This window comes from Rhizobium sp. 1399 (assembly GCF_031455475.1).
Classification (GTDB): Bacteria; Pseudomonadota; Alphaproteobacteria; order Rhizobiales; family Rhizobiaceae; genus Rhizobium.
Genome location: NZ_JAVDSU010000019.1, coordinates 94622 through 119655, shown reverse-complemented (window position 1 = coordinate 119655; position 25034 = coordinate 94622). Strand labels below are relative to the sequence as shown.

At 60.0% G+C, this 25034-nt stretch carries 20 protein-coding genes; 16 read left to right on the top strand and 4 right to left on the bottom strand.

Annotation, left to right across the window (positions count from 1 at the left end; all coding sequences use genetic code 11):
- The 4 genes from hisA to coaA are packed head-to-tail and all read left to right on the top strand — an operon-like array spanning position 1 to position 2867.
- A complete protein-coding gene (gene hisA, locus J2X71_RS35345) occupies positions 1–747 on the top strand; it encodes a 1-(5-phosphoribosyl)-5-[(5-phosphoribosylamino)methylideneamino]imidazole-4-carboxamide isomerase (protein WP_310389861.1) in 747 nt (248 codons plus the stop codon).
- On the top strand, positions 747–1535 hold the full coding sequence (hisF, locus tag J2X71_RS35340) for an imidazole glycerol phosphate synthase subunit HisF (RefSeq protein WP_113183711.1): 789 nt from the start codon (positions 747–749) through the stop codon (positions 1533–1535). The genes hisA and hisF overlap by 1 nt, the downstream gene beginning before the upstream one ends.
- Positions 1536–1551: 16 nt before the next feature.
- Positions 1552–1875, top strand: coding sequence for a phosphoribosyl-ATP diphosphatase (locus J2X71_RS35335; protein WP_310389858.1), 324 nt, complete (start codon positions 1552–1554; stop codon positions 1873–1875).
- On the top strand, positions 1872–2867 hold the full coding sequence (coaA, locus tag J2X71_RS35330; RefSeq protein WP_310389856.1) for a type I pantothenate kinase: 996 nt from the start codon (positions 1872–1874) through the stop codon (positions 2865–2867). Before J2X71_RS35335 ends, coaA begins: the two co-directional genes overlap by 4 nt.
- A 12-nt stretch (positions 2868–2879) precedes the next feature.
- On the opposite strand, the gene J2X71_RS35325 is transcribed toward coaA, so the two are convergent.
- From J2X71_RS35325 to J2X71_RS35315, 3 genes are all read right to left on the bottom strand, one after another.
- Entirely contained in the window at positions 2880–3491 is a 612-nt protein-coding gene (locus J2X71_RS35325; RefSeq protein ID WP_310389854.1) for an alpha-ketoglutarate-dependent dioxygenase AlkB, read from the bottom strand.
- Position 3492: 1 nt separating this feature from the next.
- The gene (gene arfB / locus J2X71_RS35320) at positions 3493–3930 is read right to left on the bottom strand and encodes an alternative ribosome rescue aminoacyl-tRNA hydrolase ArfB (RefSeq protein ID WP_310389852.1); all 438 of its coding nucleotides are present in this window, start codon (positions 3928–3930) and stop codon (positions 3493–3495) included.
- Positions 3931–4051: 121 nt separating this feature from the next.
- Positions 4052–5662, bottom strand: a complete 1611-nt coding sequence (locus J2X71_RS35315) for a phosphoenolpyruvate carboxykinase (protein WP_310389849.1) — start codon at positions 5660–5662, stop codon at positions 4052–4054.
- A 337-nt stretch (positions 5663–5999) separates the two neighbouring features.
- On the opposite strand from J2X71_RS35315, the gene J2X71_RS35310 reads away from it, so the two are divergent.
- From J2X71_RS35310 to trxA, 12 genes are all read left to right on the top strand, one after another.
- The gene (locus J2X71_RS35310; protein WP_197067551.1) at positions 6000–6737 is read left to right on the top strand and encodes a response regulator transcription factor; all 738 of its coding nucleotides are present in this window, start codon (positions 6000–6002) and stop codon (positions 6735–6737) included.
- 77 nt (positions 6738–6814) lie between these two features.
- Positions 6815–8605, top strand: a complete 1791-nt coding sequence (locus tag J2X71_RS35305) for a sensor histidine kinase (RefSeq protein WP_310389847.1) — start codon at positions 6815–6817, stop codon at positions 8603–8605.
- Positions 8602–9042, top strand: a complete 441-nt coding sequence (locus tag J2X71_RS35300) for a serine/threonine protein kinase (RefSeq protein WP_310389846.1) — start codon at positions 8602–8604, stop codon at positions 9040–9042. The genes J2X71_RS35305 and J2X71_RS35300 overlap by 4 nt, the downstream gene beginning before the upstream one ends.
- Positions 9043–9195: 153 nt before the next feature.
- Entirely contained in the window at positions 9196–9597 is a 402-nt protein-coding gene (locus tag J2X71_RS35295) for a PTS sugar transporter subunit IIA (RefSeq protein WP_007813746.1), read from the top strand.
- A gap of 9 nt (positions 9598–9606) precedes the next feature.
- Entirely contained in the window at positions 9607–9882 is a 276-nt protein-coding gene (locus tag J2X71_RS35290) for an HPr family phosphocarrier protein (protein WP_007813748.1), read from the top strand.
- Between the two features lie 168 nt (positions 9883–10050).
- Entirely contained in the window at positions 10051–11451 is a 1401-nt protein-coding gene (gene ahcY / locus J2X71_RS35285; RefSeq protein WP_113322147.1) for an adenosylhomocysteinase, read from the top strand.
- A gap of 202 nt (positions 11452–11653) precedes the next feature.
- On the top strand, positions 11654–14239 hold the full coding sequence (locus J2X71_RS35280; protein WP_310389838.1) for an ATP-binding protein: 2586 nt from the start codon (positions 11654–11656) through the stop codon (positions 14237–14239).
- Positions 14236–15747, top strand: a complete 1512-nt coding sequence (gene tsaE / locus J2X71_RS35275; protein ID WP_310389836.1) for a tRNA (adenosine(37)-N6)-threonylcarbamoyltransferase complex ATPase subunit type 1 TsaE — start codon at positions 14236–14238, stop codon at positions 15745–15747. Before J2X71_RS35280 ends, tsaE begins: the two co-directional genes overlap by 4 nt.
- A gap of 12 nt (positions 15748–15759) precedes the next feature.
- Positions 15760–16491 (top strand): nucleotidyltransferase family protein, encoded by a 732-nt coding sequence (locus tag J2X71_RS35270; RefSeq protein ID WP_310389834.1) that lies wholly within the window; start codon positions 15760–15762, stop codon positions 16489–16491.
- Between the two features lie 3 nt (positions 16492–16494).
- Complete coding sequence (addB, locus tag J2X71_RS35265; protein ID WP_310389832.1) at positions 16495–19683, top strand: double-strand break repair protein AddB; 3189 nt, start codon at positions 16495–16497, stop codon at positions 19681–19683.
- Positions 19676–23221, top strand: a complete 3546-nt coding sequence (gene addA, locus J2X71_RS35260) for a double-strand break repair helicase AddA (protein WP_310389829.1) — start codon at positions 19676–19678, stop codon at positions 23219–23221. Before addB ends, addA begins: the two co-directional genes overlap by 8 nt.
- A 75-nt stretch (positions 23222–23296) precedes the next feature.
- Positions 23297–23617, top strand: coding sequence for a thioredoxin (gene trxA / locus J2X71_RS35255; protein WP_310389827.1), 321 nt, complete (start codon positions 23297–23299; stop codon positions 23615–23617).
- Positions 23618–23664: 47 nt separating this feature from the next.
- Here trxA and J2X71_RS35250 read toward each other — a convergent pair whose 3' ends face one another.
- On the bottom strand, positions 23665–25017 hold the full coding sequence (locus tag J2X71_RS35250) for a folylpolyglutamate synthase/dihydrofolate synthase family protein (protein ID WP_310389825.1): 1353 nt from the start codon (positions 25015–25017) through the stop codon (positions 23665–23667).
- Positions 25018–25034 lie beyond the last annotated feature (17 nt).

Below are 25034 nucleotides of genomic sequence, written 5' to 3'. Positions count from 1 at the left end.
ATGATCCTTTTTCCCGCGATCGACCTGAAGGGTGGACAATGCGTTCGCCTGAAGCTCGGCGACATGCAACAGGCAACGGTCTACAACACCGATCCGGCCGCTCAAGCGAAATCCTTCGAAGAGCAGGGTTTTGAATGGCTGCACGTGGTCGATCTCGACGGCGCCTTTGCAGGACATTCGGCTAATGGTGACGCCGTTGAGGCAATCCTCAAGGCCACGAAAAATCCGGTTCAGCTTGGCGGCGGCATCCGCACGCTCGAGCATATCGAGAATTGGCTGTCGCGCGGGCTGCGTCGCGTGATCCTCGGTACAATTGCGGTACGTGACCCGGCGCTCGTCATCGAAGCCTGCAAGGCATTTCCGGGCCGTGTCGCCGTCGGCATCGACGCCAAGGGTGGCAAGGTGGCTGTCGAAGGCTGGGCGGAAGCATCCGAACTCGGCATTATCGAGCTTGCGAAGAAATTCGAAGGCGCCGGCGTTGCCGCGATCATTTATACTGATATCGATCGCGATGGCATCCTGACCGGCATCAACTGGGCATCGACACTGGAGCTGGCGGACGCTGTTTCCATCCCGGTCATCGCATCTGGTGGACTCGCCTCGATCGAAGACATCAAGCGCATGCTGCAGCCGGACGCCCGCAAGCTTGAAGGCGCCATCTCCGGCCGAGCCCTTTATGATGGACGGATCGACCCCAAGGAGGCGCTCGATCTCATCAAGGCCGCACGGGCAAAGGAGACCGCATAATGACCCTGAAAGCCCGCGTGATCCCCTGCCTCGACGTCAAGGACGGCCGTGTCGTCAAGGGCGTCAATTTCCTCAATCTGGTCGATGCCGGCGATCCCGTCGAGGCGGCGAAAGCCTATGATGCGGCCGGTGCCGACGAGTTGTGCTTCCTCGACATCACCGCCTCCTCGGACAATCGCGAGACGATCTTCGATGTCGTCGCACGCACGGCCGAGCAGTGCTTCATGCCGCTCACCGTCGGCGGCGGCGTGCGGACCATTGCCGATATCCGCAAGCTGCTGCTTTGCGGTGCCGACAAGGTCTCGATCAATTCGGCTGCGGTCAACAATCCGGATTTTGTCGCCGAAGCGGCTGACAAATTCGGCGACCAGTGCATCGTCGTGTCGATCGATGCCAAGCGCCGGCTGACGCAAAAAGTCGGCGGCGACAATCTCAGCGCCTGGGAAATCTATACACATGGCGGCCGCAACGCGACCGGCATCGATGCGGTGGAATTCGCCCAGAAGATGGTCGCCCGCGGTGCTGGCGAACTGCTCGTCACCTCCATGGACCGCGACGGCACGAAGATCGGCTACGATCTGGAACTGACGCGGGCGATTGCCGATTCCGTCCGTGTGCCCGTCATTGCGTCGGGCGGTGTGGGCGATCTCGATGACCTAGTGGCCGGTGTGAAGGAAGGCCATGCCAATGCGGTGCTTGCCGCGTCAATCTTCCATTTCGGCACCTATTCCGTCGGCGAAGCAAAACACTATATGTCTGAGCGCGGCATCGCGATGCGCCTCGACTGAGTTTGAAAGCAGTATCATGAGCGGATTTTCCCTTTCCGACCTTGAGCGGATCGTCGAAGAACGGGCGAGGGCCTCTCCGGACGAATCCTGGACCGCCAAGCTGGTGGCCAGCGGGCAGCAGAAAGCAGCCAAGAAACTCGGCGAGGAAGCGATCGAAGCTGTCATGGCGGCCGTCACCAACGACCGCGATAACCTCACCTATGAAGCAGCCGACGTTCTCTATCACCTAATGGTCGTATTGAAGATTGCTGAAATACCGCTAGAGAATGTCATGACCGAACTTGCGCGAAGGACTGCGCAATCCGGCCTCAAGGAAAAGGCCAGCCGGCAGAATTCATGAGCATCGCGACACAGATTATCGGAGTGGCGGAAAAGCTGGATCACTTCCAGAGTGCATCCTTTTCCCCCTATCACTTCTTCACATCGAAACAGTGGGCGAAGTTTCGTGCCGACACGCCGATGACGCTGACGGCCGATGAGGTCAAACGGCTCCGCTCCATGGGCGACCCGATCGACCTCGACGAAGTCAGGCGCATCTACCTTTCGCTCTCACGCCTGCTTTCGGCGCATGTGGAATCCTCGCAGCTGCTGTTCGAGCAGCGCAACCGTTTCCTCAGCCTGTCGGACGTGACAAAGACGCCATTCGTGATCGGCATTGCCGGTTCGGTGGCTGTCGGAAAATCCACGACGGCGCGTATCCTGAAAGAGTTGCTCGGCCGGTGGCCTTCGAGCCCCAAGGTCGATCTCGTCACCACGGACGGTTTCCTTTATCCCAATGCCGTGCTGAAGCGCGAGAACCTGATGCAGCGCAAGGGTTTTCCGGAAAGCTACGACACGGGCGCGATCCTGCGTTTCCTGTCAGCGATCAAGGCTGGCCTGCCGGATGTGAAGGCGCCCTCCTATTCGCACCTCGTCTATGACGTGCTGCCGGACGAATATAAGATCGTCGACCGGCCTGACATCCTGATCTTCGAGGGCATCAATGTTCTGCAATCGCGCGATCTGCCAGCTGACGGCAAGATCGTCCCGATGGTGTCCGACTTCTTCGACTTCTCGATCTATATCGACGCCGAGGAAACCCAGATCCACAACTGGTATGTGACGCGCTTCATGCGGCTCAGGGAAACGGCCTTCCGGGATCCGAATTCCTACTTCCACCGTTACGCATCGATCAGCGATGAGGAAGCGATCGCGATCGCAGAGGACCTCTGGGCGAACATTAACCTCAAGAACCTGCGCCAGAACATCCTGCCGACACGGCCGCGCGCCGATCTCATCCTGCGCAAGGGCAAGGATCATCTGATCGAGCAGGTAGCACTGCGCAAGCTCTAGGATTTTGGTGGGTTAGGGATTAACGCGGCGGAGCGTTAGGTTGATGCGGCCGCCGTTCTTCAGAAGCGTGGAGGTGGCCGGGTAGATGCGGTCCACGCCGTGGAAGCAGAGCCGCCCCTCCCCGCCGAGAATGACGAGATCGCCGCTCGACAACTTGAACGACATGGTCTTGTCGTTACGGTTCACTCCACCCACGCGAAACAAGCAGGCATTGCCGAGCGAAATCGAGACGACTGGCGCTTTCAAGTCGTTCTCGTCCTTATCCTGATGCAGGCCCATGCGCGCTTCATCAGAGTAGAAATTGACGAGGCAAGCTTCGGGCGGCTTGTCATAGCCCGAAAGATCATTCCAGATTTCCAGCAATTCCGAAGGGATTGACGGCCATGGCCTGCCGGTCGCCGGATGCATCGGCTGGTAGCGGTAGCCGCGTTCCTTGTCGGTCACCCAGCCGAGCGAGCCGCAATTGGTCATCCGGACCGACATAGGTTTGCCGGTGCCGGGCATGACCGGCACGTAGAGTGGCGCTTCAGCGACGATAGCCCTGATAATGCCCACTAGCGCTTCCTGACGGGCGCGATCCAGATATTCGGGAAGATGGCGGACGCCGCTTAGGAGTTCCGGCATATCATTCTCCGCCGCCCGGCCGGCCGCGCATCTTCTTGACTTCTGAACGGCCGGATTTTTCCTTCAGCCGCCGTTCAATCGAGCCCTTGGTCGGCTTTGTCTTCTTACGCGGCGGCGGTGGCGGCTTGGCGGCCTCCAGGACCAGCTCCTTCAGCCGCTCGCGCGCATCCTCGCGGTTGCGGTCCTGGCTGCGGAACCGGCTTGCCTCGATCATCAATACGCCGTCCTTCGACATGCGCCTGCCGGCAAGCTTGATCGCATTGGCCTTGACCCGCTCGTTGAGCGAGGGCGAGTTCGGGATGTTGAAGAAGAGTTGGACGGCGGTCGACACCTTGTTGACGTTCTGACCGCCCGGACCGCCCGCCAGAACGAACTGTTCCGTCAGCTCCCATCCGGCGATGGTAATCCTGTCGTTGATATAGAGCGCGTCGCTGGCCATACCGCCTTCTAGCGCATAATGGCTGCGAATTGAAAGCGGGTGAAATCCAGCGCAAGGGCGACGAAAACCCGGCGCTGGGAACGCCGGGTTTCACGTGAATCGCCAAGAGTTTATTGGTGAATTATTCGGCAGCGACCTTGATGCCGGGTGCTGCATCGCGCACGCTGCCGTCGACATGATCTTCGAACTTGGCGAAGTTGGCGATGAACATGGAGACCAGCTTTTCGGCCTGCGCGTCATAGGCCGGCTTGTCGGCCCAGGTCGAACGCGGATCAAGGATGCCGGTGTCGACGCCTTCGACTGCAACCGGGACCGCAAAGCCGAAATTCGGATCGGCGCGGAGTTCGGCCTTGGCGAGTTCGCCCGAAAGGGCCGCCGTCAACAGTGCACGGGTTGCCTTGATCGGCATGCGTTTGCCGATGCCGTAAGCGCCGCCGGTCCAGCCGGTGTTGACGAGCCAGCATTCCACGCCGTGGCGGCCGATGAGTTCCTTTAGCAGATTGCCGTATTCGGCCGGATGACGCGGCATGAACGGTGCGCCGAAGCAGGTCGAGAAGGTCGCCTCCGGTTCCACCACGCCCTTTTCCGTGCCGGCCACCTTGGCGGTATAGCCGGAGAGGAAGTGGTACATAGCCTGATCCGGCGTCAGCTTGGCGATCGGCGGCATGACGCCGAAGGCATCAGCCGCCAGCATGATGATGGTTTTCGGATGACCCGCAAGACCGGTTTCCGATGCATTCGGAATGAAATCCATCGGATAGGCGCAGCGCGTGTTTTCGGTCAGCGACGCATCATCGAAATCCGGCTCGCGGCTTTCGTTGAGAACGACGTTTTCAAGCACTGTGCCGAAGCGCTGGGTGGTGGCATAGATTTCCGGCTCGGCCTCTGCCGAGAGGCGAATGGTTTTGGCGTAGCAGCCACCTTCGAAATTGAAGATGCCGCTTTCGCCCCAGCCGTGCTCGTCATCGCCGATCAATGTGCGGGCCGGATCGGCCGAAAGCGTCGTCTTGCCGGTGCCCGAAAGGCCGAAGAAGACAGCGGCATCACCGGCGGGGCCGACATTGGCCGAGCAGTGCATCGGCATGACGCCCTTGGCGGGCAGCAGGTAGTTCAGCACGGTGAAGACCGATTTCTTCATCTCGCCGGCATAGGAGGTGCCCGCGATCAGCACGATGCCATTCGTCAGATCGCAGGCGATCACCGTTTCGGTACGGCAGCCATAACGCTCCGGATCGGCCTTGAAGCTCGGCAGGTCGATGATCGTCAGCTTCGGTGCGAAGCCTGCGAGCGCATCGGTCTTCGGGCGGATCAGCAGGTTGCGGATGAAGAGCGAGTGCCAGGCGAATTCGGTTACAACGCGGGTCGGCAGCGCCTGCTCGGCATCGGCACCGCCGATAAGATCCTGCACGAAGAGGTCCTTGCCGGCGGCGTGAGCGAGCATGTCCTTGTGCAGCAGGGCGAAATGCTCCGGCGACATCGGCTTGTTATTGTCCCACCAGATCTGGCCATCGGTGTTTTCATCGCGGACGACGAACTTGTCGCGCGGCGAGCGGCCCGTGTGCTGGCCGGTGGTCGCGCGAAGGGCGCCTTGGGCTGTCAGTTCGGCCTCTCCCCGGCGAATCGATTCCTCATAGAGAAGAGCGGCGGAGAGGTTGTAACGTACGCTCCGTACGTCGCTGAAACCGATCGTCGCCAGCTCGATTGCCTGGTTATGAACTCCGAACATCTCCATAGCTTTTCCCTTCGCTGAGGCGCCTTGGCCGTTAAAATCAGTGCGAAAATAAGAGGAGAAATTTTAAATGGCAATAGCCTTAATCCTAGAAAAGACAATGATATCAAATATTTAATCGATTTAAATTCTAGAAATCCATTTTAAATCGTTTGAAGACCGCCTGTTGAAACAACTTGTCGCACCACTTCCGATTGCCGCTTATACGGGTAGGCAATCTACCCCTTTATCTTTGCCACAATTTGTTCCACCTTTATCCTCCATAAGCGCAACCGGTCACGAAGACCGCCTGGGGACGACCAATCCGGGAGATTGCGCACTGATGACGGAGACCAACACCATGCCGACAATCGCGCTCGTTGACGACGACCGCAACATCCTCACTTCCGTGTCGATTGCACTGGAAGCAGAAGGATATAAGGTCGAGACCTACACGGACGGCGCTTCCGCGCTGGATGGACTGCTCGCGCGTCCGCCACAGCTGGCGATCTTCGATATCAAGATGCCGCGCATGGATGGCATGGAGCTGCTTCGCCGGCTTCGCCAGAAGTCGGACATTCCGGTCATCTTCCTAACTTCCAAGGATGAGGAGATCGACGAGCTCTTCGGCTTGAAGATGGGCGCCGACGATTTCATCACCAAGCCTTTCTCCCAGCGTCTGCTGGTTGAGCGCGTGCGCGCTGTGCTGCGCCGCGCCTCGAGCCGCGAGGCAGCTGCCGCCGGCGGCGTTGCCACAGCCGGCGCGCCCAAGGCGGGTGCAGTTCAGCAGGCCCGTTCACTCGAGCGCGGCCAGCTGGTCATGGACCAGGAACGTCACACCTGCACCTGGAAGGGTGAGGCAGTCACCCTCACGGTCACCGAATTCCTGATCCTGCATTCGCTGGCACAGCGCCCAGGTGTGGTGAAAAGTCGCGACGCCCTGATGGATGCCGCCTATGACGAACAGGTGTATGTTGATGACCGCACCATCGACAGCCACATCAAGCGGCTGCGCAAGAAGTTCAAAATGGTCGATACAGACTTTGATATGATTGAAACGCTTTACGGTGTGGGTTACCGCTTCCGCGAAGCAGCCTGACGCCTCGAGGCGCGGCAAGAGACGATTGAGGGCGGCGGGCCGGTCAAGCTGGCCCCGCCCTCCGAAAGGGCCTGTCATTGGCACAGTTGGTGCAGGAAAGGGATCTGGATGATGCGGAGGGCGTGAGCACTCGACGCGTCAGAGGCCGGCGTTGGTCGCATCCCTTCACCCTGATCCGCCGCATCTTCGGCAATGCCGTCTTTTCGAGCCTGACGCGCCGTATCGTCTTCTTCAACCTTGCGGCCCTGCTCGTCCTCGTCGGTGGCATTCTCTACCTCAACCAGTTCCGCGAAGGCCTGATCGACGCGCGCGTCGAGAGCCTACTGACACAGGGTGAAATCATCGCCGGCGCGGTTTCGGCCTCGGCCTCCGTCGACACGAACTCGATCACCATCGATCCGCAGAAGCTGCTCGAACTGCAGGCCGGCCAGAGCATTACGCCTGTTCCGAATGACGAGGATCTCGAATTCCCGATCGATCCGGAAAAGGTGGCACCGGTTCTTCGGCGGCTGATCTCGCCTACCCGCACCCGCGCCCGCATCTTCGATGCCGATGCCAATCTGCTGCTCGATTCCCGGCATCTCTATTCGCGTGGCCAGGTTCTGCGTTTCGACCTGCCGCCGGTGGAAGAAGAAAAACAGACCTGGAGCGAATGGCTCACAGCGCTCTTCAACAAAGCACTGCAGCCGGGCAACCTTCCGGTCTACAAGGAAGCGCCTGGTGGCGACGGCTCGATCTATCCCGAGGTGATGAACGCGCTGACGGGTGTACGCGGCGCAGTCGTGCGTACGACGGAAAAGGGCGAGCTCATCGTTTCGGTTGCCGTTCCGATCCAGCGCTTCCGGGCCGTGCTTGGCGTGCTGCTGCTATCGACGCAGGCCGGCGATATCGACAATATCGTGCATGCCGAGCGTCTCGCCATCATGCGCGTCTTCGGCGTTGCGACGCTCGTCAACGTGCTGATGGCGCTCGTGCTTTCCTCGACCATCGCCAATCCGCTGCGCCGGCTTTCGGCGGCGGCCATCCGGGTGCGCCGCGGCGCCAAGGAACGAGAGGAAATTCCAGACTTTTCGGCGCGCCAGGACGAAATCGGCAACCTTTCCATAGCACTGCGCGAAATGACGACGGCTCTCTACGATCGGATCGATGCGATCGAGAGCTTTGCGGCCGATGTCAGCCATGAGCTGAAGAACCCGCTGACCTCGCTGCGCAGCGCCGTCGAAACACTGCCGCTCGCCAAATCCGACGATTCCAAGAAGCGGCTGATGGATGTCATCCAGCACGATGTCCGCCGTCTCGACCGTCTGATCAGCGATATCTCCGATGCATCCCGCCTCGATGCCGAGCTTGCGCGCGTCGATGCCGGATCTGTCGATCTGGAAGTATTTCTGCGCGACCTCATCGACGTATCGCGCCAGATCCGCAGCACCAAGAAGAAGGTCGAGATCGACTATACCGTCGATCGCAAGCCGAACGTCAAGACGCGCTTTGTCGTCAAGGGACATGACCTGCGTATCGGCCAGATCATCACCAACCTGATTGAAAATGCCCGCTCCTTCGTGCCGGAGGAGAACGGCAAGATCACTGTGCGTCTGGTCCGTACCCGTTCCCGTTGCGTCGTCTATATCGAAGACAACGGTCCGGGCATCCAGGCAGAGAATATCGACCGCATTTTCGAACGCTTTTATACCGACCGGCCGGAATCCGAAGGCTTCGGCCAGAATTCCGGCCTCGGGCTTTCGATCAGCCGGCAGATCGCCGAGGCGCATGGCGGTTCATTGCGGGCCGAAAACATTGTCGACGACGAGAGTGGCAAGCTGCTCGGCGCTCGCTTTATCCTTGCCCTTCCGGCCGATGCCGCGGCATGATCAACATCCACGCCACCGCAATCGTCATCGGAAAGACCGGCCTGCTGTTCACCGGCCCCTCAGGCTGGGGCAAGTCGATGACCGCTTTTACCTGCATGGTAGAGGCGCGGCGGCAGGGTGTTTTTTCTGTTCTCGTGGCTGATGATCAGGTACTTCTTTCGAAACAGGATGGAGCAATCACCGCCGCCTGTCCGCCCGCCATTGCTGGGCTCATCGAATTGCGCGGCACCGGGATCGTAAAGCACGATCATATCGCCCAGGCAGCGATGCATTTTGCAGTCCTGCCGGCCAGCGCCACGGGAGAAAACCGGCTCCCCGCGGAAGGAGAAACCATCGTTCTTGCCGGGCGTTTCGAGCTGCCTGTACTGCGATTGCTGCCCAATCTTCCGCTGCCTCTTGCCGTGTTGATGGCAAAAGCGCCCGAAATAGGAAGTTGAGGCCTTCCGAACGGCCCGATACGGCCTATACATTTATATTTTTATCTTGCACTTCGGCTTTTGATCGCCAAGATGTGCCCCCACCGGTGGACGTAATTGCTGCGTTGCGATATTGGGGCCACGGTTTGCGTATGCCATGGGAGCAGTAATATCATGATCGGACTTGTGCTTGTCACTCATGGCAAGCTGGCTGAAGAGTTTCGTCATGCCGTAGAGCACGTCGTCGGTCCTCAGAAATTCATCGAAACGGTCTGTATCGGACCGGAAGACGATATGGACCAAAGACGACAGGACATTCTCGAAGCCGTTTCCGGCGCAGACGACGGCCATGGCGTCGTCATTCTCACCGACATGTTCGGCGGTACCCCTTCCAATCTCGCAATCTCGGTGATGAGCAGCGGCCACACCGAAGTCATCGCCGGCGTCAACCTGCCGATGCTGATCAAGCTCGCCGGCGTACGCGGCGAGAACAACATGGAAAAGGCGCTTGCCGAGGCTTCGGAGGCAGGCCGCAAGTACATCAACGTTGCGAGCCGGGTCCTGAGCGGAAAGTAAGAAGCCTCCATGACACCGCTCTCCCGGGAACTCCTTATTATCAACAAGCGCGGCCTGCATGCGCGCGCTTCGGCAAAATTCGTCCAGACGGTCGATGCCTTCGATGCAACGATCACCGTTTCCAAAGACGGCATGACGGTTGGGGGAACCTCCATCATGGGCCTTATGATGCTTGCAGCAAGCCCCGGCTCCAGCGTCATCGTCTCGGCGACCGGCAACCAGGCTGCCGAAGCACTGAATGCCCTCGATCAGCTCATCCAGAACAAGTTCGGCGAAGAAATCTGATCTTCAGCGCCATATAAAGATATAAAGACTTCTTTATATCCCCGTTGCCTTCCCGGCTGAAGCCTGCTAAACGGCGAGCATGACGTGCATTCCGCACGTGTTCGATCCGTTGCGGTCATCGTCGCGTCCTTGCGATGTTTTTGAGACGTTTTCAGCCTGGAGAGCCCTATGAGCACTGAAAAAGATTATGTTGTCGCCGATATCGGTCTTGCAGATTTCGGCCGCAAGGAAATCACCATCGCCGAAACCGAAATGCCCGGCCTCATGTCCTGCCGCGCCGAATTCGGTGAATCCAAGCCGCTGAAGGGCGCGCGCATTACCGGCTCGCTGCACATGACGATCCAGACGGCTGTCCTCATCGAGACGCTGGTCGCGCTCGGCGCCGAAGTCCGCTGGGCTTCGTGCAACATCTTCTCAACGCAGGACCATGCCGCTGCAGCGATCGCCGCTTCCGGCGTTCCGGTCTTCGCAATCAAGGGCGAGTCTCTTGAGGATTATTGGGTTTACACCGACAAGATTTTCCAGTGGGCCGATGGCGGCTTCTCCAACATGATCCTCGATGATGGCGGCGATGCCACCATGTACATCCTTCTCGGCGCTCGCGCCGAAGCCGGTGAGGACGTTCTCTCCAACCCGCATTCCGAAGAAGAGGAAATCCTCTTCGCGCAGATCAAGAAGCGCCTTACCGCTTCGCCCGGCTGGTTCACCAAGCAGCGTGAAGCAATCAAGGGTGTCACTGAAGAAACCACGACAGGCGTCAACCGTCTTTACCAGCTCAGCCAGAAGGGCCTCCTGCCTTTCCCCGCGATCAACGTCAACGATTCCGTCACCAAGTCGAAGTTCGACAACAAGTACGGCTGCAAGGAATCGCTGGTTGACGGCATCCGCCGCGGCACCGACGTGATGATGGCCGGCAAGGTTGCCGTCGTCTGCGGTTACGGCGATGTTGGCAAGGGTTCTGCGGCTTCGCTTTCCGGCGCTGGCGCCCGCGTCAAGGTCACGGAAGCCGATCCGATCTGCGCCCTGCAGGCCGCCATGGACGGTTATGAAGTCGTTCTGCTCGAGGACGTCGTTTCCTCCGCCGATATCTTCATCACCACGACCGGCAACAAGGACGTCATCCGCATCGACCATATGCGTCAGATGAAGGACATGGCGATCGTCGGCAATATCGGCCACTTCGACAACGAAATCGAAGTTGCCGCGCTGCGTAACCTCAAGTGGACAAACGTCAAGCCGCAGGTCGACCTGATCGAGTTCCCGAAGGGCAACCGCATTATCCTTCTCTCCGAAGGCCGCCTCTTGAACCTCGGCAACGCAACGGGCCATCCGTCCTTCGTCATGTCGGCCTCGTTCACCAACCAGACGCTGGCGCAGATCGAGCTCTTCACCAAGCCCGGCCAGTACGAGAACAAGGTCTACATCCTGCCGAAGCACCTCGACGAGAAGGTCGCGCGCCTGCATCTCGACAAGCTCGGCGTAAAGCTTACCCAGCTCAGCGAAGAGCAGGCTGCCTATATCGGCGTGAAGCCGCAGGGTCCGTTCAAGTCCGACCACTACAGATACTGATTTCGTCTTCGATATCCACAAGATGTGGTAGCCCCAGCATTGACAAATGCTGGGGCTTATTTTTTGGGCGCTCTCTTTCCGACGATTCCCTTCCGAAGTATTGTTTTGAGACTTGATTCGTGGCTTCGGAGCTCTCCGTTTTCCACGAAAATGGGATGTCTTGTCGTGATGCGGCACATTAAAGGACGGAGACATACCGAGGATGTCGGAAATGAAACACAGCCTGCCCAGCCAGGTGGAGGGTCGCGCATATGCCGCTGACCGTCCGCTTCAGGCAGGCCAAAAATATAGGTTTGCCGCAGTCCCTGTGACTGCAAGGCAAAAGCATTGGTCTTTGGCACGTATTGCAAAACTGTGCGCTGCGAGCACTGCAGTCGTCGCACCGGCTTGGCCGGCTCTGGCGCAGGCGCAGCCAGGTATTGGTGCGTCAGCACATCTTTTCACCTCCTCGCAAGTCGTCGGCCTTTCCGTCGTCATTGGCGTCATTTCAGCCGCCCTGCTTTCGACGCTCTGGCTGGTGCGCCAGCGCGGCAATCTCGAAAATGAAAGCCGCGAAATCCGCTCGGCGCTTTCGGACGCGCAGCAGCGCATCTCCCAATATGAGGCGCTCATTGCCGACAAGAACCGGCGCATCGTCATCTGGGATGGCGTCGCCCGGCCGGAACTCCTCGGTCAGCTTCCGCCGGAAACCGGCGCTCCACAGGACAATGAATTCCTTGCCTTCGGTCTCTGGCTGAAGGCGCGATCGGCTTCCGAGCTGGAGCGGGCGGTCGGCCGTCTCCGTGAACAGGCCGAAAGTTTCGACATGGTGATCGAGACTATCAGAGACGAGGTAATCGAAGCACAAGGCCGGGTTTCCGGCGGTCGCGCCTTCGTGCGCTTCGTGGCGCTCAACAATCTGCGCGCCGAGCTGGCTGAACTGAAGATCGAGCGCGATCGGCTGATGACGTCGATCTCCGCCTTTCAAACCATGCTCGACGCCATCGATATGCCGGCCTGGCAGCGTGATACCGTCGGGCGTCTGACCTGGGTGAACCATGCCTATGGCGATGCCGTGGAAGCGCAATCGCCGCAGCAGGCCGTCAATGAAGGCCGTGAAATCCTGACGACGATCGCGCGCGAGCGCATCCACGCCACGGCAACGCCGGAATCGCCTTTCCACGACACGATTTCGACAGTCGTGCGCGGCAATCGCACGTTCTTTGATGTGGTCGACGTAAAGGTCCCCAGCGGCTCGGCCGGCCTTGCCGTCGATGTTTCCGATATCGAAGCGGTTCGCGCTGAACTGGAGCGGACGCTTAAGAGCCATGCTGAAACACTCGATCATCTGGCGACACCCGTCGCCATTTTCGGCGGCGACCGCCGGCTGCAATTCTACAATCAGGCCTTCGTGTCGCTCTGGGAGCTCGATATCGCGTTCCTCGAAAGCAAGCCTGACAATAGCGAACTTCTGGAACGCCTTCGTGCAGCCAAGAAACTGCCGGACCAGCTGAACTGGAAATCGTGGAAGGAAACGGCGCTTTCCGTCTATCGTTCGCTCGATACGCAATCCGACCTCTGGCACCTGCCGAACGGACAGACGCTGCGCGTCTTTGCGACCGCGCATCCGCAGGGTGGCGCGACATGGGTCTTCGAGAACCTGACCGAGCAGGTCGATCTCGAAACGCGCTATAATACGCTGGTGAAGGTACAGGGCGAGACGATTGATCACCTTTCGGAAGGCGTTGCCGTCTTCGGGCCTGACGGCCGTATCCGCCTCTCCAACCCGGCCTTCCGGGCGCTCTGGGGCATCACGGAGGCTGAAGCCAAGCCCGGGACACATATCCGCGGCATCGGCGAGGCTTGCGCCCCGTCCTATGACCAGCCCGACGGCTGGAAGACCTTTGCGGAACTGATCACCAGCTTCGACGACGAGCGTCGTTCCAGCCAGGGAACGCTCGAACTGCTGTCCGGCCTCGTGCTCGACTTTGCTGTCATCCCGCTGCCCAACGCTCAGACCATGCTGACCTTCGTCAACATGACCGACAGCGTACGAGCCGAACGGGCGCTGACGGAAAAGAACGAGGCGCTGCGCAAGGCGGACGAGCTGAAGAATGACTTCGTGCAGCACGTCTCCTATGAGCTGCGCTCGCCGCTGACGAACATCATCGGCTTCACCGATCTGCTGCGCACGCCGGGCGTAGGCCCGCTGAACGAGCGGCAAGCCGAATATATCGACCATATCGCCACCTCGTCCTCGGTGCTCTTGACGCTCGTCAACGACATCCTTGATCTTGCGACCGTCGATGCCGGCATCATGCGGCTGAACTATGCGGAAATCGATCTCGCCGATCTTCTCGACGACGTTTCCATGCAGATCGCCGACAGGCTGCAGGAGAGCGGCGTTTCGCTGGAGATCACCGCGCCCGCCTATCTGGGCTCGATCGTTGCCGATCCGCAGCGGTTGAAGCAGATCCTGCTGAAGCTTCTGGCCAATGCCGCCAATTTCTCGCCCGAGGGCGCATCGATTGCGCTGGAATGCCGTCGGGAAGGTACGGACTTCGTCTTCTCGGTGCGGGATCGCGGCCCCGGTATTTCGCCCGATATGATCGCAACCGTTTTCGACCGCTTCGCAACCGGCGCCAAGAGTGGAAAGCGTGGCGGCGCCGGGCTTGGCCTCTCGATCGTCGACAGCTTCGTCAGCCTGCATAATGGCGAAGTCAGCATCGACAGCGAGCCCGGCAGGGGAACAACGGTGACCTGCCGCATCCCCTCCATAAACCTGCCGCATTCCGTCGCTGCCGAATGACGCAAGTCGATGTCATCTCGCTTTTCCTGGAAGACGAGGCAGCAACCCTCCGCCTCGGCAATGATCTGGCGCTGGCGCTGAAGGCCGGTGATTGCTTGGCGCTGTCGGGCGATCTCGGCGCCGGAAAATCCTCGCTGGCGCGGGCTTTCCTGCGCACTATGGCTGATGATGAAGGGCTGGAAGTTCCAAGCCCGACTTTCACGCTGGTGCAATCCTACGATCTGCGCATTCCCGTCTCGCATTTCGATCTCTACCGGCTCGGCGACCCTTCGGAACTGACGGAGCTCGGCTTCGACGAAGCGCTTGAAAACGGCATCTGCATCGTCGAATGGCCCGAGATGGCGGAAGGTGAGTTGCCCGTATCGCGCATCTCCCTGCGCCTCGAACATGAAGGTACCGGCCGCCGTGCCGCGATCACGGCGCCGGAGAAAACTGCAGACCGTATCCATCGCGTGCTCGCGATCCGCGGCTTCCTTGCAGATGCCGGTTACGGAGAAGCCAAACGCCGATTCCTGACCGGGGATGCCTCGCTTCGGGCCTACGAATACGTCTATCCGAGCGACGCTTCGCGAAAGATACTCATGGACTGGCGGCCGCATCCCGAAGGACCGCCGGTCTATGAAGGCAAGCCCTACCCCAAGGTCGCGCATCTGGCACAGGATGCCTATCCTTTCGTCGCGATCGCCGATGCATTGCGCGAGCGGGGCTTTGCGACGCCGGAGATCTACAAGGTCGATTACGAACAGGGCATATTGCTGATTGAGGATCTCGGTACCGAAGGCGTGCTGGATGAAGACGGACGGCCGATCGCCGAGCGTTATCGGCAGAGCGTTGCCTGCCTTGCCCATCTTCATTCGATGCAGATCCCGCAGGACATCCCGGTTTCTACCGCGCATACGCATCACATTCCAGACTTCGATCGCGTGGCGATGAAGATGGAAGTGCGGCTGATACTCGACTGGCATATTGCCTGGAAACGTGGCACGGCGCCGACGGATGCCGAGCGCGAAGAGTATCTCGCGATCTGGGACCATTTGATCGACGAGCTGCAATCGGCCGAAAAGAACCTGCTGCTACGCGACTTCCATTCGCCCAACATCATCTGGCGGGAACATGAAAGCGGCATCCGCAAGATCGGCATCATCGACTTCCAGGATGCGATGATCGGACCGACCGCATATGATCTTGCTTCCATCGTTCAAGACGCCCGCGTCACGATCGAACCGGATCTCTTCCGTCAGTTAGTGGACGACTATCTTTCGCTCCGACAGGCTCAGGGCGGTTTTGACGAAGCTGGGTTTATGAAGGCATGGGCTATCATGTCGGCGCAACGCAACTGCAAACTTGCCGGCCTATGGGTGCGGCTCTTGCAGCGGGACGGCAAACCCGGCTACCTGCAACATATGCCGCGTACGCTGTCTTATCTGAAGGTGGCGCTGGAACACGAGGCGCTTGCCCCCTTGCGCGAATGGTGCGCAAGGGCTGGAATAGTCCCAGTCGAATCATAAGACCGGATCAGTATGACCATCAGACAAGCCATGGTACTGGCCGCGGGGCTCGGAACCCGAATGCGCCCGATTACCAACACGATTCCGAAGCCTCTGGTGAAGATCGGCGAAAAGCCGATGATCGACTATGCGCTGGATTCGCTTGTCGAAGCCGGTGTGGAGCGCGCGGCCGTCAATGTCCATCATTTCGCCGACCAGATGGAAGCTCACCTTAAGAGCTATCCCGGGCTTGATATCCTCGTTTCCGACGAGCGCGAGGCGCTGATGGATTCCGGCGGCGGACTGGCAAAGGGGCTGAAGCTGCTCGGCCGCGAACCGGTCTTCGTCATGAATGCCGATCTTTTCTGGATCGGCGAGCCGCCGGGTCAACCAAGCAATCTGCGACGATTAGCCGGATTCTTCGATGCCGAACGCATGGACATGGCCCTGCTATGCGTGCGCATCAAGGACACGACGGGGCATAACGGCAAGAATGATTTCAGCCTGGGGTCCGACGGTCGATTGACGCGCTATCGTGACGATCCCTCCAATCCAGTTGTCTATGCCGGTGCGATCGTCATGCGCCCCGCACTGCTGGACGATGCACCCGAGGAAGCCTTCAACCTCAATATCTATTTCGACAAGGCGATCGCCCGCGGCCGGCTTTTCGGCATGATGATGGAAGGCCATTGGCTGACGGTCGGCACGCCTGACGCAATTGACGATGCGGAGGAGACGATCCGGCGGTTCCGGACGTTTGCGTGACGCATGGTAGAGCGGCACCGGCCACGCATTCTGACGATCCCATCCGGCCTTCCCTTCCTGAAGACGCTGGCAAGTTCGCTTTGTGACGGACGCCTGACACCGCTTTTCCGGCATGATCCCGCTGATCCGCTTTCGCTTGCCAAGGTGACGATCTATCTGCCGACCCGGCGCGCCGTACGTGTCCTGCGTTCGGAATTCGTCGATCTGCTCGGCGGCCGCTCGGCGATCCTGCCGGTCATCCGGCCACTGGGAGAGACGGACGACGACAGCGGCTATTTTGACGAGGCGCTGCCCGCGACGATCGATCTTGCCCAGCCGCTTTCCAATACCGCGCGCCTTCTGGAACTGGCCCGGCTGATCCTTGCCTGGCGCAACAAGCTGCCGGAGATCGTCCGGCATATCCATTCGGAATCGCCTCTCGTCGCGCCGGCAAGCCCGGCGGATGCCATCTGGCTTGCCCGCAATCTGGCGGAATTGATCGATTCGATCGAAACCGAGGATCTTGCATGGTCTGAACTCGGCAAGCTTGATACGGGTGATTATGCGGCCTGGTGGCAATTGACGGCGGAGTTCCTGCAGATCGCCAGTGCCTTCTGGCCGGAACGCCTGATCGAACTTGGCCGATCGTCGCCGGCCCGCCATCGCAATGCCATCCTGCGCGCCGAGGCCGGCCGTCTCTCGATGATGAAGCCTGCCGGTCCGATCATCATCGCCGGCTCGACGGGTTCGCTTCCTGCCACGGCCGATCTCATCGGCGCCGTGGCGAACCTTCCGGAAGGCGTGATCGTGTTGCCCGGCCTCGACCTTTCCATGCCGGAGGAGCACTGGTCTCTGGTCGCTCCTGATCTCCTGCCGGGTCAACGGGCCAACCCGGCAAGCCGCACGCATCCGCAGTATGGTCTTTCCGTTCTGCTGAAACGGCTGAAACTCAGCCGCGAGGACGTTCAGCCGATCGAGGAAGCGGAAGCCGATCTGCGCTCTCGGGCGGAAGTCCTCTCGCGGGCGCTTACTCCATCAGAGGCGACGAGCGGCTGGGGCGATTGGAAAAAAGACCTGCCGGAAGGGACCGTTGCCGCGGCATTCGCGGACGTATCGATGATCGAAGCCGCCAACGAGCGCGAGGAGGCGACGGCGATTGCCGTTGCTCTGCGGCTTGCACTGGAACAGCCGGGCAGCGATGGCGAAAGCAGAGCTGCGCTTATTACGCCAGACCGCAATCTGGCGCGCCGTGTTATGGCGGAGCTTTCCCGCTTCGGCATTCTCGCCGACGATTCAGCCGGTACGCCACTTTCGGCAACGCCGCAGGGCACGCTGCTGCAATTGCTCCTGGAATCGACTCTGCGTCCCGGCGATCCGGTCGCCATCGTTTCGCTGCTCAAACATCCGCTAGCCCGCTTCGGGCTGGAGCGCGGCTTTCTGACCGGGGCTGTCGAGGCATTGGAGTTGCTGGCGCTGCGCGGCGGCGTGACGGAGGTTGATATCGGATCGCTCGAACAGCTGCTCGACCATCAGCTTTCGGAGCAAGCGCTCGACAGGCACGTGCCGGTGTGGCGCAAATCGCTGCCATCTGAAGCAGCGGAGATGGCCCGCAGGTTAGCCCAGAAAGTTGAACGTGCCGTGGAACCACTGGTATCGGCGCTCGTGCGGCATCGTGGGGATGATGATGGCCTGACGACCGGCATCTCGCTCTCGCAATGGGCCGAACGGACGGGCCGCGCCCTGGAAGGTATCGCTGCCGACGAACATGGCAATCTGGCAGGCCTCTGGTCCGGTGAAGCGGGCGATGCCCTGGCGAGCCTGCTTGGCGAAGTCATCGATACCGATGGCCAGATGGAAGCGGATGGGCCGCAATGGATCGATATCATGGTGGCGCTCTCCGCCGGCCATGCCGTCAAGCCCGGTGCCCTCAGCCACCCTCGCCTCTTTATTTTCGGGACGCTGGAAGCGCGCCTGCAGAATGTCGATACGCTGATACTCGGCAGCCTCAATGAAGGATCATGGCCAGGACAGACCGCCAACAATCCCTTCGTCTCCCGTATGATGAAGACAGAAATCGGGCTGGAGCCGCCGGAACGGCGCATCGGCCAGCTGGCGCATGATTTCGAGATGGCGAACGGGACGCGCCATCTGATCTATTCACGCGCCTTGCGCCAGGGTTCGACGCCAACGGTCGCCTCCCGGTGGCTGCAACGGCTGCTGGCGCTCGGCGGCGAGGATTTCGAAGAGCAATTGCGCAAGCGGGGCGCGCGCTTCGTTCACTGGGCAAACCAGATAGACCTCGGCGACAATCAGGCGCCAGCGCAGAGGCCCTCTCCCAAGCCGCCACGGGAACTGCAGCCCAAATCCTATTCCTTCAGCGAAGTCGGTCGGCTGCGCCGCGACCCCTATGCGATTTATGCGCGGCGCGTGCTGCGGCTCGATCCCGTCGACCCATTCAATCGCGATCCGGGCGCAGCGGAACGCGGTACTCTCTACCACAAGATTATCGATCGCTTTGTTCGCGAAGACCATACAGCAGGAACGCCGGAGGCGGCAGCGGCGATGGAAATCATCCTGACCGAACTCTTCGACATGGAGCAGTTGCCGCCGCATATCGACGCCGTCTGGCGGCCGCGCTTCCGCGAAGTCGCGCGCGCTTTCCTGAAATGGGAGGCCGGGCGGCAGCCCGATGTGCAAAAGAGGCTGACGGAAGTGAGGGGCGGTGTCGAACTCGATGGGATCGATATCCGGCTCACCGGCGTTGCCGACCGTATCGATATCAAGGGGCCAAACAGCGCCGACATCATAGACTACAAGACTGGCCACAACCCCTCTCCGACACAGGCCCGCGCCTTGCTCGACCCGCAGCTCGCGCTTGAGGCCGCTGCCCTTCAGGCCGGCGCCTTCCGTGATGCCGGCAGCCTTGTACCGAACGACCTCCTCTATGTCCGCTTGCGGCCGGGCAGCCGCTTCCTGGTGGACAAGGTCAATAACGAGGAGGCCAACAGCGACAAGGCAAAATCGGCAATGCAGCTTGCCGAAGAATCGATCGACCAGCTGGTAAAATTCGTCACCCTGCTGCAGTCCGGCGAGAAGGGTTTTACCTCGCGGCTGATCCCTGCCCAACAATTCGATTTCGGCGGCGATTACGATCATCTTGCCCGCGTTGCGGAATGGGCAACTGCTGACCCGGAAGGAGGAGGCGATGAATGATCCGACCGCGCTTCCGGAGGGTGACGATCCCGGTACCTGGATCGGCTGGACGACGATCCAGCAGGCGATCGCTTCTGATCCGGCCCGTTCTGCCTGGGTGTCGGCCAATGCCGGCTCCGGCAAAACGCATGTTCTGACCCAGCGGGTGATCCGGCTGCTGCTTGCCGGGGCACGGCCTTCCGCCATTCTCTGCCTCACCTATACGAAGGCTGCCGCCTCCGAAATGTCGAACCGCGTTTTCGAGCGGCTGGCAGAATGGGCGATTTTTCCGGATGAGGAACTTGCCAAGCGCATCACCCAGATCGAAGGTCGTGAGCCGGATTCCCTGAAGCTTGCGGAAGCAAGACGACTGTTTGCCAAGGCACTGGAGACACCGGGTGGTCTGAAGATCCAGACGATCCACGCCTTCTGCGAAGCACTGCTGCACCAGTTTCCGCTGGAAGCAAACGTCGCCGGGCACTTCTCGGTTCTCGACGACCGGGCGGCAGAGACGCTGCTTGCCGATGCGCGGCGTTCACTTTTGACGGCAACGGCACCGGAGAACGACCGGAACCTCGCTGGTGCCTTCACCTATGTGCTTAATCTCGGTGATGAATCCGGGCTTGAAAATCTGCTCGGCGAGATCGTTGCCAACCGCAACGCCATACGCCGCTTCATAACCACTGCCGAACAGCATGGCGGCGCCGACAAGTTGCTGCGAAAGAAACTCGGGCTTTCACCTGATGATACGGAAGAGGGGCTGGCCGAGCGATACTGGCCCTTGCCGGGTCTCTCGGATGCGGTGCTGGAACTTTATCTTTCGCTCGCCGCTACAAAGGGTGGCGCGAAGGCTCAAGACGTCGCCGAGGGCTTGCGTCGCGCCGCCCGCGAACGGGATGTTACCGCGCGCGCGCAGATTCTGGAGAAAGTTTTCCTGACATCGAAAGGTGAGCCGAAGACGGACGGGCAATTCTTTGTCAAGGTGATGCTTGCCGAAGCGCCGCAGCTTGGCGATGCTATCGCCTCTGCGCGTGCGCATGTCGTCAATTGCCGCGACCGGCTGAAATTGATGCGGATGCACACAGCAACCCATGCCGCTCTCGTGCTCGCGGACCGTCTGAACCGGGATTATGAGGAGCTGAAAAAACAGCGCAGCCATCTCGACTTCGAGGACCTGATCACCCGCACTGCGGACCTGCTCACCAAGAGTGGCGTCGGTCCGTGGATCCATTACAAGCTCGATCAGGGTATCGACCATATCCTCGTCGACGAGGCGCAGGATACCAGCCCTGTTCAATGGAGCGTCATCCAGTCGCTGGCGGAGGATTTCTTCTCAGGAGAAAGTTCGCGGCCTCTCGTCCGGACACTGTTTGCCGTCGGTGACGAGAAACAGTCGATCTATTCCTTCCAGGGCGCGCGGCCGGAACGGTTTTCCGAGGAGAAGGAACGAACGCAGCGTCGCGTGCAGAACAGCGGCCTCGCCTTCTCGACCGTTCGCCTGCCGCTGTCCTTCCGCTCTACCTCCGACGTTCTGCTCGTTGTCGATCACATCTTCACCCCACCGGAGAATGCACGCGGCCTCGGCACCGAGCCGGTCGTTCATCGCTCCAGCCGTATCGGCCATCCTGGGGCCGTCGATCTCTGGGAAATGGTCGTGCCCGATGTCGTGATAAAGGATGAGGACTGGACCGCTCCCTTCGATGCGACGCCCGAGAGCGCGCCGGCCGCCATTCTTGCACGGCGCATCGCTCATACGATCGGTACTCTTGTGGGACGCGAAACGATCGTCGAAAAGGGCAAGGAACGCTTCATAGAAGCCGGCGATATCCTCGTTCTCGTCCGCAAACGCGACGCCTTCGTCAATGCGCTGACGCGTGAACTGAAGCGGCGTGGCGACATTCCCGTCGCCGGCGCGGACCGGCTGGTGCTGACCAGTCATATCGCCGTACAGGATCTGCTGGCGCTCGGCCGTTTTCTGCTCCTGCCGGAAGACGATCTTTCGCTGGCCGCCCTCCTGAAGAGCCCTCTCTTCAATCTTTCGGAGGAGGATATTTTTGCGGTTGCAGCGCTGCGCGACGACCATGAAAGCGTCTGGCACCATCTTCGCAAATATGCCGCCGACGGCAATGAGCGCCTCGGCACGGCCGTCGCAAGGCTGGAGCTCTTTCTTGCCCAGTCCCGAAGCCTTTCGGTCCATGATTTCTATGCCCGTGTCCTCGGCAGTCATGGCGGCCGGCGGCAGTTTCTGGCGCGGCTCGGTACCGAAGTCAGCGATATCCTCGACGAATTCCTGACCTTTGCACTCGACCACGAGACATCGGGTCTCCCCGGCCTGCAATCCTTCATCTCGACGCTTGAGCTTGAAGCGCCGGAAGTGAAGCGCGAACAGGACAAGGGCCGCAACGAGGTGCGCATCATGACGGTGCATGCCTCCAAAGGTCTCGAAGCGCCAATCGTCTTTCTGGTCGATGGCGGCTCGAAGGCTTTTACCCACACCCACCTGCCAAAGCTCCGGTTGCTTGATGCCGGGCCGGACGAGCCGCCGATACCGGTGTGGATTCCCGTCAGTGATCTCGGCAATTCGCTGACGTTGACCGATGCAGCGCGCATCCAGCTTCTTGCCGAAGAGGAATACCGGCGCCTGCTCTACGTGGCGATGACACGCGCCGCCGACCGGCTGATCGTCTGCGGCTATCGCGGCGTGCGGCTGAACACCGACACCTGGCATATGATGATTTCCACCGCGCTCGACGCGGAGCATCCGCATGTCGAAAAGGCGACTTTCGCGAGCCCGGATGGCGAGTGGGACGGCATGCGCTGGCGTGTGCCGCAGGTCGAGCGCAGCTTCGAGCGAATGGACCGTGCGCCTGAACAGGCAACTGTCGAAATGGTCCCCCCGGACCTTTTCCGCCCTTTGCCGCCGCAAAAACAACTGCCGCGGCCGCTTAGCCCTTCCGGTGCCGGAACGATCATCGATGAGGAGGCCGATGATCTCTTGGTGACCTCGCCGCTCTTCGGCGATCAAGAGGGCAGCGATCGTTCCCTGGAAAAGGGCCGTCTTATCCATCGGATGCTCCAGGCTCTTCCCGATATTCCAGCGGAGGAGCGGTCCGATGCAGCAAAGCGTTATGCGGAACGGGCAGCGCGATTCTGGCCGGCCATCGAGCGTCAGGCTCTAGTCGATTCGGTTGTGAAACTTTTGCAAGATGAAAGACTTCAAGCCATCTTCAACGTTCATGCCCAGGCGGAAATTTCGATCATGGGAACCTTGACGCTGGAAGGCCGGGAGTATGTCGTCTCCGGCCGGATTGACCGGCTTGCTGTCCTGCCAGACAGCGTCGTCATTCTGGACTACAAGACAAATCGCGTTCCACCGACAAACGAAGACAAAATCCCTTTTGCGCACAAGGCGCAGCTTGCGATCTATCGGGAAATATTGAAGCCGCTCTATCCTGCCAAACGGATCGATTGCATGCTGGTCTATACGGAAAATGCGACCATCCATACTCTTGGCGAACAGGCTTTGGCTTCGGCACTTGCGGGACTCAACACAAAGTGAAATATCGGACATTGAAATTCCGGCACCGCACCCTCACATGTTACGCAACAGCAAATTCCGGTAAAGGAGCAGCCTATGGCTACCGTTAAGGTCGATATCAACAACTTCCAGTCGGAAGTTCTGGAGTCCGCAGAACCAGTCGTCGTCGATTTCTGGGCTGAATGGTGCGGTCCGTGCAAAATGATTGCTCCGAGCCTCGAAGAAATCGCCACGGAAATGGCCGGCAAGGTCAAGGTTGCCAAGCTCAACATCGATGAAAACCCGGAACTGGCTGCCCAGTTCGGTGTTCGCTCGATCCCGACGCTTGCAATCTTCAAGGGCGGCGAAGTTGCCGATATCTCCATCGGTGCAAAGCCGAAGACGGCGCTTTCCAATTGGATTTCCAGCGCAGCCTGATGATATCGATAGTTCGATGCAAAAAGCCCGGCAAATGCCGGGCTTTTTCATTTAGGGGGTGTGCCGTTTTCCGCCAGCACATCGCCGACGAGATAAAGAGAGCCGCCGATGAGGATACGTGGCGGCGCCGCCTCCGGGTCGACGCTCGAAGCGATGGCGTCCAGGGCGTCGGTGACTGATGACATCGGTTCGGCCACAAGCCCGGCATCATAGGCGGCGTGGGCCAGAATCACCGGATCGATCATCGCCTCGCTGCCGCGGATCGGCACGCAATAGATCTTCTCCGCCAGATCTGCAAAGGCCTTGAAATAGCCGACCGGGTCCTTGGTGTTGATCATACCCGATATCAGGAACAGCGGACGGGACTGGCGCTCTTCGAAATTTGCCATGGCTTCGGCAATAACTTCACCAGCACCCGGATTATGGCCGCCATCAACCCAGATTTCCGACCGTGCCGGCGCGTGGCTCAGAAGCCTGCCTTCCGTCAATTTCTGCAGGCGGCCGGGCCACTCCACCGTTTCCATTGCCTTTTCCATCATCGGTTCGGTGACGGTAAAGCCTGCAGCCTTGACAGCCCTGATGGCGGCGGCTGCATTGGCATATTGATGGCGACCGGGAAGGCGCGGCAAAGGCAGATCCGCGAGGCCGAAATCATCCTGATAGATCAGCCGGCCATATTCCTCATGCGCGATGAAATCCTGGCCGAAAACGGCGCTCGGGCAGTGCAACCGCTCGGCCGTCGACATTAGCACGTCAAGGGCTGCGTCATACTCCTGATGGCCAATGACGACGGAATGGCCGCGCTTCATGATGCCTGCCTTTTCCGCAGCGATCAGCTCCACCCGGTCTCCGAGATAGGGCTGATGATCGAGTGAGATCGGCATGATGACCGAAACAGCAGGATCCTCGATGACGTTCGTCGCGTCGAAACGACCGCCGAGACCGACCTCGATGATTGCGGCATCGGCCGGATGTTCAGAGAAAAGAATGAAAGTGACGGCCGTGAGTACTTCAAAGACGGTGATCTTCTCCCCGCCATTGGCCTTCGCCACGCGTCGCAAAGCTTCTGCGAAAACGGCATCATCAACCAGTTGACCACGCCCGCCTGGAACACCCAGACGGTAACGTTCATGCCAGTTAACGAGATGCGGAGAGGTATGGACATGGGCGCTGTAGCCGCCCGCTTCCAGAAGCGCGCGGCAGAAAGCCGATGTCGAGCCCTTGCCGTTGGTGCCGGCGATATGGATGACGGGGGGAAGGTTCCGCTCCGGATTGCCAAGCGCCTCCAGAAGGCGCTTGATGCGGGCTAATGACAAATCGTAGCCCTTGGGATGCAATCCCATGAGCTTTTCGATTTCCTGCGCCGCCTCACTCACCGCGATCTGGCCTCTGTCTGTCATCGGCCCGCCCTATTCTG

Bases quoted from the DNA above. Each gene is read 5' to 3' on its own strand.
- hisA (WP_310389861.1), top strand. From the start codon at position 1: ATGATCCTTTTTCCCGCGATCGACCTGAAGGGTGGACAATGCGTTCGC.
- hisF (WP_113183711.1), top strand. From the start codon at position 747: ATGACCCTGAAAGCCCGCGTGATCCCCTGCCTCGACGTCAAGGACGGC.
- J2X71_RS35335 (WP_310389858.1), top strand. From the start codon at position 1,552: ATGAGCGGATTTTCCCTTTCCGACCTTGAGCGGATCGTCGAAGAACGG.
- coaA (WP_310389856.1), top strand. From the start codon at position 1,872: ATGAGCATCGCGACACAGATTATCGGAGTGGCGGAAAAGCTGGATCAC.
- J2X71_RS35325 (WP_310389854.1), bottom strand. From the start codon at position 3,491: ATGCCGGAACTCCTAAGCGGCGTCCGCCATCTTCCCGAATATCTGGAT.
- arfB (WP_310389852.1), bottom strand. From the start codon at position 3,930: ATGGCCAGCGACGCGCTCTATATCAACGACAGGATTACCATCGCCGGA.
- J2X71_RS35315 (WP_310389849.1), bottom strand. From the start codon at position 5,662: ATGGAGATGTTCGGAGTTCATAACCAGGCAATCGAGCTGGCGACGATC.
- J2X71_RS35310 (WP_197067551.1), top strand. From the start codon at position 6,000: ATGCCGACAATCGCGCTCGTTGACGACGACCGCAACATCCTCACTTCC.
- J2X71_RS35300 (WP_310389846.1), top strand. From the start codon at position 8,602: ATGATCAACATCCACGCCACCGCAATCGTCATCGGAAAGACCGGCCTG.
- J2X71_RS35295 (WP_007813746.1), top strand. From the start codon at position 9,196: ATGATCGGACTTGTGCTTGTCACTCATGGCAAGCTGGCTGAAGAGTTT.
- J2X71_RS35290 (WP_007813748.1), top strand. From the start codon at position 9,607: ATGACACCGCTCTCCCGGGAACTCCTTATTATCAACAAGCGCGGCCTG.
- ahcY (WP_113322147.1), top strand. From the start codon at position 10,051: ATGAGCACTGAAAAAGATTATGTTGTCGCCGATATCGGTCTTGCAGAT.
- J2X71_RS35280 (WP_310389838.1), top strand. From the start codon at position 11,654: ATGTCGGAAATGAAACACAGCCTGCCCAGCCAGGTGGAGGGTCGCGCA.
- tsaE (WP_310389836.1), top strand. From the start codon at position 14,236: ATGACGCAAGTCGATGTCATCTCGCTTTTCCTGGAAGACGAGGCAGCA.
- J2X71_RS35270 (WP_310389834.1), top strand. From the start codon at position 15,760: ATGACCATCAGACAAGCCATGGTACTGGCCGCGGGGCTCGGAACCCGA.
- addB (WP_310389832.1), top strand. From the start codon at position 16,495: ATGGTAGAGCGGCACCGGCCACGCATTCTGACGATCCCATCCGGCCTT.
- addA (WP_310389829.1), top strand. From the start codon at position 19,676: ATGAATGATCCGACCGCGCTTCCGGAGGGTGACGATCCCGGTACCTGG.
- trxA (WP_310389827.1), top strand. From the start codon at position 23,297: ATGGCTACCGTTAAGGTCGATATCAACAACTTCCAGTCGGAAGTTCTG.
- J2X71_RS35250 (WP_310389825.1), bottom strand. From the start codon at position 25,017: ATGACAGACAGAGGCCAGATCGCGGTGAGTGAGGCGGCGCAGGAAATC.